This is a genomic window from Desulfosporosinus sp. I2 (assembly GCF_000960765.1).
In the GTDB taxonomy this organism is placed as follows: Bacteria; Bacillota; Desulfitobacteriia; order Desulfitobacteriales; family Desulfitobacteriaceae; genus Desulfosporosinus.
The window spans coordinates 1-8,422 of sequence record NZ_JYNH01000185.1; the positions used below are offsets into that span (position 1 = coordinate 1).

Sequence of the window (8,422 nt, forward strand, 5' to 3'; positions counted from 1 at the left end):
ACGATATCCCCGATCTCCACTTCATCGGCTGCAATCTCAACTTCTTCACCATTGCGGATCACCCGAGCTGTTTTGGCCTGCAAGCTCATTAGATTGCGGATAGCCTCTGAAGTCCTGCCCCGGGTGAGCGCTTCCAAATAGCGGCCTAAAACGATGAACGCCGTAAGCAAAGCAGCTGACTCGAAAAAGGTGGCTCCCCGACCACCAAAACCAGCATCGGGCCAAAAGGTATTGATGGTGGCAATGATGTAGGCGGCACCAATTCCGGTCGCATAGAGTAGGTTCATATCGGTCGCGCCACGTTTTAGTCCGTTCCAGCTGTGTTTAAAAAACTGCCAACCAGGAATAAAGGCGATCGGTGTGGTCAAGGCCCAAAGGACATAAACATTGCCCAGAAACTCTGGCACAAAATATGGGAAAATCCACATGTCGCGAAACATGCCAATCATTACCAAAATGGCAAAGGGCCAGGCAATCCACATATTGCGGGTTTGGAACCGGAGTTCCTTTTGCCGCGCCTCTTTCTCCCGGTCTAACGCTTCCTGACCCGTTACCTTTTCGCTAGCTTCATAACCCATAGCTTGGATCTCTTTTTTGATCCGGGTTTTATCCACGGCTCCGGGGTAAAACTTTACCTTGGCCGACTCAGCCGGTAAATTAACGACAACAGAGGTTACTCCCGGCATCCCCTTGATAGCCTTCTCGACTTTAGCGACACAAGCCGCACAACTCATGCCGCGCACAGTGAGCAAGACTTCCTCCTCCGGCACCTCGTAACCGATGTCTTGAATCATTTTCACCATCTGGGGGACTCCGATTTGATCACTCTCATAAGTCACAGCCGCCTTACCCGAAAGCAAATTGACATGAACTTCCTGCACACCCGTCATGGTTTTTAGGGTTTTTTCCACTTTTGCCACACAAGCGGCACAAGTCATACCCTGCACGGGCAAACTTACCTGTGCCAAATGTTCGCTTCTTGTTGTTGCACTCATAACGTTTCCCTCCAATTGGTAATCTGTCTCAGCGGCCCTTTTGCTCTTTATTCTTTACAGATGATTATCTCATCATGCGAAACACTGTTTTTAGTACTTCGTCCACTACCTCCGTGTCTCCAGTTTCTAACCGTTCTCTCACGCACGATTTCATGTGTTTTTCCAGAAGTAACTTCGATACACCGTCGAGGGCAGCCTGAGCAGAGGAGATCTGATTTAAAACGTCATCACAATAATCTCGCCGCTCAATCATTCCTTTAATGCCCCTGATTTGACCCTCGATCCGGTTCATCCGGGCGATGAGCTGCTGGATCGTCTTTTCTTCATGATGACTCCTGAGGTTACCGTCTTTTTCCGTACTATCTTGATCACAAGAAATTTCTTTAACCAGTTCGTGCATTCACTCACCATCTATTTAGATAATAGTATAGGGGGCTACCCTATTTATTCTAGTTTAAAAAAAGCAACCTCAATGGGTATACTCATAAATTGGTTCCATGTACTTAGTGTAACTCTAGGATACGATAAACTTATGAATAACTTGTGAATTTCTTATCAGAAGAGTAATATTGATGCGAAAGGGCAGTAACTCCCTGCGGAGACACTGCCCTTTTTCCGATCAACCCAATATTTTTGATAAAGTATCAAATCCTTATATCAACTTTACTACCTTGTATACCTTTAGTTATTTCAGTGGTTTGATTGGTTTGTTGTTGTATTGCTGCAAGATCATCCGCTTTAAGAGCTTGTTTAGTTTGCGAATTTCCATGCATCCCTTGCATCCCACAATTTCTCGGCATACTGCCAGCACCTGACACTCCACTCATTCCCATCATGAAAACTACATCCCCTTTCTTCGTTATGTATAATCTTTCTACTTTTCACCTTAATCTATCTTTTTTGTGGTAACCCATATGATCACGATGTCTTACCTATTCGAATTGTATCGAACCAATGTGAATAAGCTGTGAATATCCTGTGAATTTGTGAATATTCTAGGAAAAACTATTCTTACCTACTCAACTTTCCGTTGATCTCATCTTGACCTTGCAGCCAAAAGTGGTTCATAGCTTATAGCTGTGAGCCACTTATACTTCGCTAGAGAATGTTATATGGTTGGTTCAAGGAAACCCTTGTCCCAACTGCTTCGGCGAATGCCAAGATTCTATTTATCAGGAGGCAGATTCGTCCTGTTGGGCCTCTGTACATTTATCATCTCTCAAAACACATTAATGCCCATGAATATCTTTCTGTTGCTGTTGCTGAGACTGTGGGATGACGTCAGAGATCGCTTGTGGCAAGGCTGTAATCACCATGACAATCGAGATAATGGAAGATATAAGATAAACCCATGCAGCAGGACGATCATAACTCCATTTACGTTTAGCAACACGAATAAACCACGCTGAAAATACAAGGGAAACCAGTAAAAAGATAATCTTTGTTGGCGGTGATAGCGATAAAAGGCTTGAGCTTAGTGTGGTTAGACCCAATGCGATTAAAAGGGTATGGACCCAGTGGTGGGAAGAAGCAATAACTGCAAACAAAACTGAACCAATTGCTTTAATGATACCTTTATCCTTTTTTCTATCCTGGCCTGCTTCGCTTTTATTCATATGTGTTCCTCCTTAGCATGTTAAGATTTGTCACCTTGGCGACCGTACATAGAGTTAGCATCTTATATTTTTTCTCCTTGTAACTCTTTATTGAATTGCTTCTACGGTTATTGTAACAATAGAATATGACTAAGTCATGAATCACCTATGAACAACTTATGAAATATAAGAAATTTGCAGACATTCGTTAGTATAGATACGGGAGGACATTGAAGTCGCATTATCTGCACTTATACCCCTAAAAAGTTTAGGATACTTAACTGTAATGAGAACAGACTGCATTTAAAGTTGCCTGTTCTCTTCTTGCATTAGGGACCTTATATCGATTTCCTACAAGCTATTTACTTGTTTAAAACGGATGAAAAAGGTTGTTCCTGCTGAACCAGTTTCTATATCAATTCTTGCATTATGTCGAGCTACTATGCTATAACAAACCGCCAATCCTAAACCCGTTCCACTTTCTTTTGTCGTGAAGAATGGGGTGCCCATTTTTCCAAGCACTTCAGGCTCAATCCCTTTACCATCATCCTCTACGGACAATACAATTTCATCTTTGTCCATAAACGTTCTTATTTTTATAGTTCCACCAGGGGACATTGCCTGTGATCCGTTTAGGACAAGATTGAGAATTAACTGGTGGATTTCTTTTTTGTCTAGAGGGATTTCTGAAACTTCTTCTAGGTCCATATGTATGTACTTGTCTGAAACCACTCCGTCCGCTTGGATTAGCGGGAATATCGTTTCAACAATTTCTTTTAGACTTTGCACTTTGAATTCAACAACCCTATCTTTAGCTAACGAAAGGAACTCTGTAATAATTGAATTTGCCCGGTCCAGCTCATCTATCATTAGAGCGAAATAGTCATTATACTTAGAACACTCCTCCTTACTGGATATCAATTGCAGAAAACCTCGCACAGTAGTCATCGCGTTCCTGACTTCATGGCCAATACCAGCTGCCACCGTCCCCACAATGCTCAATTTATCTAAGCGAGCCATTTCTTTTTCCATCTTATTTTTCAGAGTTTTTTCCTTAGACTCAAGTAATTCCTTTTCTATTCGAAAGATCAATAAATCACTTTCTATTTGTTCAGTAACGTCTCGACAACATATCACGGCAGAGGATATATTACCCTTGCTGTCGTAAACAGGGTTTCCACTTATACTGAAATAAGTTGTTTTATCAGGTCGTACTGCTCTTATCGTACATTGTTTTACTATTTCACCTTTCAAGACTCTGGACCATACCATATCTTCAACTGACAATTCTTTACCCTGCACATCAAAATAATGGGTATCATTAAAGCAGTCACCATTCTTCGCAATTGTTTCAGGTTGATAGAAAAAATCCTTCCCTCCTTGATTAAGAAAGGAATAATTACTATTCTTATCCAGAATAAATAGGCCATCTGACATGCTATTAATGATAGCGTCCAATTGTATTTCTTGCTGTTCAATAACTTGATAATATAGTTCAGTTATTGGGTATGGCATATCTTTATAATTAGAAGAGTAACTATCCCTTGTCAAATGTTAACCCCCCCGATTAATTGTCTTTCTCAATATTCTGCGTTTTACCCTAAACTCCTTTAATAAGAAATAAATAGAAGACTAAAAAAGCCAGACCATTTGATCTGACAAAACTTTTGTTGCTAACCCATCATCTTTGAAAACGCAGAAGTTCTGCAAGACCGCCATCCCTGCAGAGGCTACGCCCACTGTGAATCCATAGGTCTAGCATAGACGGCTAGAACGGGATAAAACGTCGTCCCATGGTAATCAAAACAGTCAACCGCAAAAATTAACACTCACAGGAAGCTGTAAGTATATCAATCTCATTCAATTGATTGGGGTTCACTCGACCAAAAGCCTAAGCTTATAGATACTCCTTTGCGTATGTATCTCTAAAAAATCCAAGTTTCGCATAATATTGGTAATCCTACTAAGGCTAGTGATTTTGTAAACTCCCTCTTCATAAAATAATAGTCTCCCCTTCGCCCCAACTTCAATGTCTCGAAGCCACACCTTTCTTCCCCATCTGTGGAGTGATGCTGGCACTTCAGGTAAAACGATGTCGTAAACTCCCTCGATAATAGCAACATCTTCGTTCATTTTACCTTCCCCCTGTGAAGTGTTTACATCTATTAATGTTTGCCCAGATATGCTAATTAGCAGCGTAGAATCTTGTACATCGAGCACGGTTTGTACGCGATCGTTAGCCCCGCTAAGCCGTGCGCGAATGAACGGATACTTGAATATCGCTAGGCTCATATTTACACAAATATGGATATTACTAAACCGCTAACGCGATGGTATTCGCGGTTTTGTCATAGTATATCTATTCAAGAATAGTATATCCCATTTTTATAAAGAAGGGGATGTAACGAAACTTAAAGTTTTTGTTACATCCCCTCAATGACAGTCATTCTTCTCATGTTATGCGCTATACTGAGTACCTTCTTAGGTGTAGTTAGTGACTATTTCGCTCCATTAATTACTCGGGGAGAAAAGTTGCACAGTCAGTCATTTCAGTGTTCGTTGCATTTGGGGATTGAACTTCGATTTTATCTGCATAGCAATGATCCCCTGAGCCATAATAATGGCATGTGTTTACGACACATTTGATCCCACCGTTAGGTTGAGACATTTTTTTAGCACGTCCTGTCATTTAAGAACTCCTCCTTTGTTTTGAATTCTATAGTATTATGCTCTAACATAAATGATCATATGAATACTAATCTCTAAATTTATGCTTTATGTAGTTATAATCCATATTAAACGGCTAAGGTTAAAATCCTCAGCCGCTTTATGTTTTCTGTTCATTTACCCTCAAGATCCTTTTTCCGGCTCTGATACTCTGCGGAATCAATTTCACCACGCGCATATCGTTCCCGCAAGATATCCATTCCACTACTCTTACTTAGCCCTCCGGTTTGATTGTGCGGGGCATTGTGTCTAAATATATAGCTACCCAGTAAAATAATCCCAATCCAGAAGATAAGGTGCATTCCAATCCCCATCATCCCATAGCCGCCGCTTCCATAACCACCATATCCCCAACCACTCATCATATAAATAATTCCTCCCTCTTCAAATTAATTTTATAACCATACATATTATTTCTAAATACGTAGTCAATTATGTGGGATGAGTTCTCTAAATACGAGCACCATTTCCCGACAGCCTCTTTAATAGGGCCTCTACCTATAGTTTTCTAGGTCCAAGTACCGTTAAGATCATGGCAATGGTCGCAATGGCGATTGAAATTATTGATATCCAAACAGCCATGGGAATGTTTGAATCTGTCCCAGATTGGCTTGATTGTGTTGACATCATACTATTAAGCATGATTGATCCGTCAGGCATAACATGCCCCGCAACAATATTTGTTGCTGAATGGGGTGTGTCTGCCCCTTCATTTTTTGTCCATTCTAAAACACTCCCATCTTTATAATACTGGTAAGCATCCCAAGCCACTTTTACAGCTGTTTTTGAATTTTCGGCAACAAATTTAAATTCCTGAAATTGCCCAGGTAAAATTCCATCTCCAGTTGCTGTCCAAGTTATTGAAGTAACTTTATCGGAGGAGTCCTTTTCCATACTAAATGTCCATCCAACGACTGGCTCATATTGCTTAAAAACTTCACCTGAAGGAATTTTTAGGGTGATTTTGTTTGTTGGATTATTCTTCTCAACTGGAACTTTTACAGTATACAATTCCGATGCACTAACAAGGGAACTGCTCGGGCTTACAACAACCTGTGCACTTGCAGCACTCACAAACACTAGCGAAAAAATAAAGGCTAACCCCCATATCCGTATAATGTTTTTAATTTTGCTATACATACAAATCATATCCTTTTCACTATAAATATTTCACTTTTAACCATTTTTGCTTTATTCATAAAAATCAAGAATTGAGATCCCTTTTATTAATTAAGTACTAGGATGATGGCAGCTAATACAGTTAGGCCATCTCTACTTGCCTATAGCTGCAAAGCTTGTTGCAGCTTCAATTTCCTGCAAAAGTCCCTCCAATGAAGCTCCACTGCTGTTATGGCATCTGAAGACCGGTATCTTCTTTCTTTTTGCTTCTTTTACAGCTGTGTGAATCATTTGATGGGAGACCGTCGAGGTGAATAATACTTTCAAAACGCTTACTTCTCTGTTCATACCTGTACTAAAAGCTGATTGGCAATCCCCTTGTTCAATGCCAATCTCGTCCCGTTTACACGAACAATTAGATTCCCCTTAATTCTCGATATGACCGATATAGTTACACCCGGAACAATTCCAAGTGCTTCTAGAAACTTTTTAGTTGAGCCCTCAGCCTTACAGTCAATGATTATTGCTTCTCTACCTGAAGATAGCATTGTTAAGGGCATTTTCTTCACTCCTTATCCCATTTTTTTAGGTTTAAACTTAAATTTTTCTCTGGTACTAGAAAAAAGCATAAGTGACGATATTCCTACAATTGGGACTAAGCATGCAAATCCGCATGCTCCTCCACACGAACCTGTGCAACCCCTTATACCTGGCACTATATTTGCTGATGAAAAGACACTAATACCTGAAATACCAATTCCAGTTACTATGTCTTTAATTTTCTTATTCATTTAAAGCCCTCTCAACAGGAATTGATATCTCAGGCTTTTTATTTTCTTCATTTTCCCTTCCACTTTTACCTAATCCAAAAGAAATTGCTGCTCTTGGGCATGTAGCTTCACATTGTCTGCATGTGATACAATTAAGTATCTGATAGGAAATACCTTCATCTTGTTTTTGCAAAGAACCCATTGGGCATGTTTTTACGCAGGTTGCACATGAAACGCATTTTTCTTTTGCAAAGCGCATTTTAAAGGTAAATCCAAAACGAGAACCAACGCTATGAATAATGTTTTGAACGGCTCCTACAGGACACATAAAATTACAATATCCTCTTCCACCCTTGGTGAATATTCCAAAAACAATAAGCCAAATGAATCCTGTTATTATTGCAGTAGAACTTAAGAATCCAAAATCCCCCCAAAAACCTCCACTTATAAGCCTTTGTAAAAAGGATAGGTTACAAAAAGCACATACTATACTTCCTCCCAGGAACGGTGTTATTAAAAAGCCTGCTAAAAAACCATATCTGATTGGTACAGGATTTACGAACCTGTGCCAATTTATTTTAAATCTTTCAGGGACTAAACGACTGAGATATTCCGGAAAGGCTCCAGCCGGACATAAACGTCCACAATAAAATGCTCCAAAAAAGAGAGTTATAATAAAAAGTAAAAATACGGATATAGACGCAATGGAAATGAGCGCTAAGCCTTTTCCAGTTAATAAGTTTTGTAAAGGAACGCGAAGGCAACCTGAGTGAATAATTATAGAAGGGTTCTCATTTGTTAACTTGCCTAAAACTCTAGTATATACAGCAAATGGTGCATAGAATAATACTATTCCTATTAAGTATCCAACTGCTCTTTGTATTATAAATATATTTGATTTTTTTAAGTTTCAATGGTGAGAACTCCCTTCTACATTATCATTATCAGGACCTTGCACACTTGAATTAATAACCTTAATAGGTACTGATCCAATTATCTTGTTATTTTTCAAATTTACTACATTGATAATTCCAGTACTTACTTCATGTTGATTAATTTTGTTTCTAGGTTCATTTAACAAAATTTTTATTTTAAATGATTTATCTGTTTTTAATATACTGTTAAATTTATGACTGGAACTATCAAAACTATTATCAGATGAACTTATGATTACTTCGCCATTAAAGCCTTTATAATCTAGTTTGTAAAGAAAGAT

Annotated in this window: 13 protein-coding genes and 3 pseudogenes; 1 reads left to right on the plus strand and 15 read right to left on the minus strand. The window is 39.3% G+C overall.

What is annotated here, in order from left to right; translation table 11 throughout:
- From UF75_RS23480 to UF75_RS30500, 13 genes and pseudogenes are all read right to left on the minus strand, one after another.
- Positions 1-995: copper ion binding protein (locus tag UF75_RS23480; protein WP_045576950.1), on the minus strand; the 995-nt coding region annotated here is incomplete at its 3' end.
- A gap of 64 nt (positions 996-1,059) precedes the next feature.
- A complete protein-coding gene (locus tag UF75_RS23485; protein ID WP_045576951.1) occupies positions 1,060-1,395 on the minus strand; it encodes a metal-sensitive transcriptional regulator in 336 nt (111 codons plus the stop codon).
- A gap of 244 nt (positions 1,396-1,639) precedes the next feature.
- Complete coding sequence (locus tag UF75_RS23490; RefSeq protein WP_045576952.1) at positions 1,640-1,831, minus strand: hypothetical protein; 192 nt, start codon at positions 1,829-1,831, stop codon at positions 1,640-1,642.
- 393 nt (positions 1,832-2,224) lie between these two features.
- The gene (locus UF75_RS23495; protein ID WP_045576953.1) at positions 2,225-2,611 is read right to left on the minus strand and encodes a hypothetical protein; all 387 of its coding nucleotides are present in this window, start codon (positions 2,609-2,611) and stop codon (positions 2,225-2,227) included.
- A gap of 330 nt (positions 2,612-2,941) precedes the next feature.
- Positions 2,942-4,105, minus strand: coding sequence for an ATP-binding protein (locus UF75_RS31175; protein ID WP_156146581.1), 1,164 nt, complete (start codon positions 4,103-4,105; stop codon positions 2,942-2,944).
- A 360-nt stretch (positions 4,106-4,465) separates the two neighbouring features.
- Positions 4,466-4,723 (minus strand): hypothetical protein, encoded by a 258-nt coding sequence (locus tag UF75_RS23505; RefSeq protein ID WP_045576954.1) that lies wholly within the window; start codon positions 4,721-4,723, stop codon positions 4,466-4,468.
- Between the two features lie 382 nt (positions 4,724-5,105).
- Positions 5,106-5,279, minus strand: coding sequence for a DUF1540 domain-containing protein (locus tag UF75_RS27710; protein ID WP_082075314.1), 174 nt, complete (start codon positions 5,277-5,279; stop codon positions 5,106-5,108).
- A gap of 151 nt (positions 5,280-5,430) precedes the next feature.
- Entirely contained in the window at positions 5,431-5,682 is a 252-nt protein-coding gene (locus tag UF75_RS23510) for an SHOCT domain-containing protein (protein ID WP_045576955.1), read from the minus strand.
- Between the two features lie 133 nt (positions 5,683-5,815).
- Positions 5,816-6,457: a DUF1775 domain-containing protein gene (locus UF75_RS23515; protein ID WP_045576956.1), complete on the minus strand. Its 642-nt coding sequence runs from the start codon at positions 6,455-6,457 to the stop codon at positions 5,816-5,818.
- A 132-nt stretch (positions 6,458-6,589) separates the two neighbouring features.
- A pseudogene (locus tag UF75_RS23520) lies at positions 6,590-6,757 on the minus strand (DUF2325 domain-containing protein); the annotation flags it as partial.
- Between the two features lie 23 nt (positions 6,758-6,780).
- Positions 6,781-6,996 carry a FeoA family protein gene (locus UF75_RS23525; RefSeq protein ID WP_045576958.1) on the minus strand — a complete coding sequence of 72 codons (216 nt, stop codon included), beginning with the start codon at positions 6,994-6,996 and terminating at the stop codon, positions 6,781-6,783.
- A gap of 12 nt (positions 6,997-7,008) precedes the next feature.
- Positions 7,009-7,227, minus strand: coding sequence for a hypothetical protein (locus UF75_RS23530; RefSeq protein WP_045576959.1), 219 nt, complete (start codon positions 7,225-7,227; stop codon positions 7,009-7,011).
- Positions 7,220-7,534 (minus strand): 4Fe-4S dicluster domain-containing protein, encoded by a 315-nt coding sequence (locus UF75_RS30500; protein ID WP_242860402.1) that lies wholly within the window; start codon positions 7,532-7,534, stop codon positions 7,220-7,222. The genes UF75_RS23530 and UF75_RS30500 overlap by 8 nt, the downstream gene beginning before the upstream one ends.
- Before the next feature lie 28 nt (positions 7,535-7,562).
- Between UF75_RS30500 and UF75_RS30510 the strand changes: the two genes are divergently transcribed.
- Positions 7,563-7,856 carry a hypothetical protein gene (locus UF75_RS30510; RefSeq protein ID WP_242860403.1) on the plus strand — a complete coding sequence of 98 codons (294 nt, stop codon included), beginning with the start codon at positions 7,563-7,565 and terminating at the stop codon, positions 7,854-7,856.
- On the opposite strand, the pseudogene UF75_RS31180 reads toward UF75_RS30510, so the two are convergent.
- Together UF75_RS31180 and UF75_RS29465 are read right to left on the minus strand one after the other, a co-directional pair.
- Positions 7,841-8,098 (minus strand): annotated as a pseudogene (locus UF75_RS31180) (4Fe-4S ferredoxin); the annotation flags it as partial. The gene UF75_RS30510 and the pseudogene UF75_RS31180 sit on opposite strands and share 16 nt — an antisense overlap.
- 18 nt (positions 8,099-8,116) lie before the next feature.
- Positions 8,117-8,422: pseudogene (locus UF75_RS29465) on the minus strand (hypothetical protein); the annotation flags it as partial.

What these genes read in the sequence shown, in the direction of transcription:
- UF75_RS23485 (WP_045576951.1), bottom strand. Translation starts at nt 1,395, where the DNA reads ATGCACGAACTGGTTAAAGAAATTTCTTGTGATCAAGATAGTACGGAA.
- UF75_RS23490 (WP_045576952.1), bottom strand. Translation starts at nt 1,831, where the DNA reads ATGATGGGAATGAGTGGAGTGTCAGGTGCTGGCAGTATGCCGAGAAAT.
- UF75_RS23495 (WP_045576953.1), bottom strand. Translation starts at nt 2,611, where the DNA reads ATGAATAAAAGCGAAGCAGGCCAGGATAGAAAAAAGGATAAAGGTATC.
- UF75_RS31175 (WP_156146581.1), bottom strand. Translation starts at nt 4,105, where the DNA reads ATGCCATACCCAATAACTGAACTATATTATCAAGTTATTGAACAGCAA.
- UF75_RS23505 (WP_045576954.1), bottom strand. Translation starts at nt 4,723, where the DNA reads ATGAACGAAGATGTTGCTATTATCGAGGGAGTTTACGACATCGTTTTA.
- UF75_RS27710 (WP_082075314.1), bottom strand. Translation starts at nt 5,279, where the DNA reads ATGACAGGACGTGCTAAAAAAATGTCTCAACCTAACGGTGGGATCAAA.
- UF75_RS23510 (WP_045576955.1), bottom strand. Translation starts at nt 5,682, where the DNA reads ATGATGAGTGGTTGGGGATATGGTGGTTATGGAAGCGGCGGCTATGGG.
- UF75_RS23515 (WP_045576956.1), bottom strand. Translation starts at nt 6,457, where the DNA reads ATGTATAGCAAAATTAAAAACATTATACGGATATGGGGGTTAGCCTTT.
- UF75_RS23525 (WP_045576958.1), bottom strand. Translation starts at nt 6,996, where the DNA reads ATGCCCTTAACAATGCTATCTTCAGGTAGAGAAGCAATAATCATTGAC.
- UF75_RS23530 (WP_045576959.1), bottom strand. Translation starts at nt 7,227, where the DNA reads ATGAATAAGAAAATTAAAGACATAGTAACTGGAATTGGTATTTCAGGT.
- UF75_RS30500 (WP_242860402.1), bottom strand. Translation starts at nt 7,534, where the DNA reads ATGTGTCCTGTAGGAGCCGTTCAAAACATTATTCATAGCGTTGGTTCT.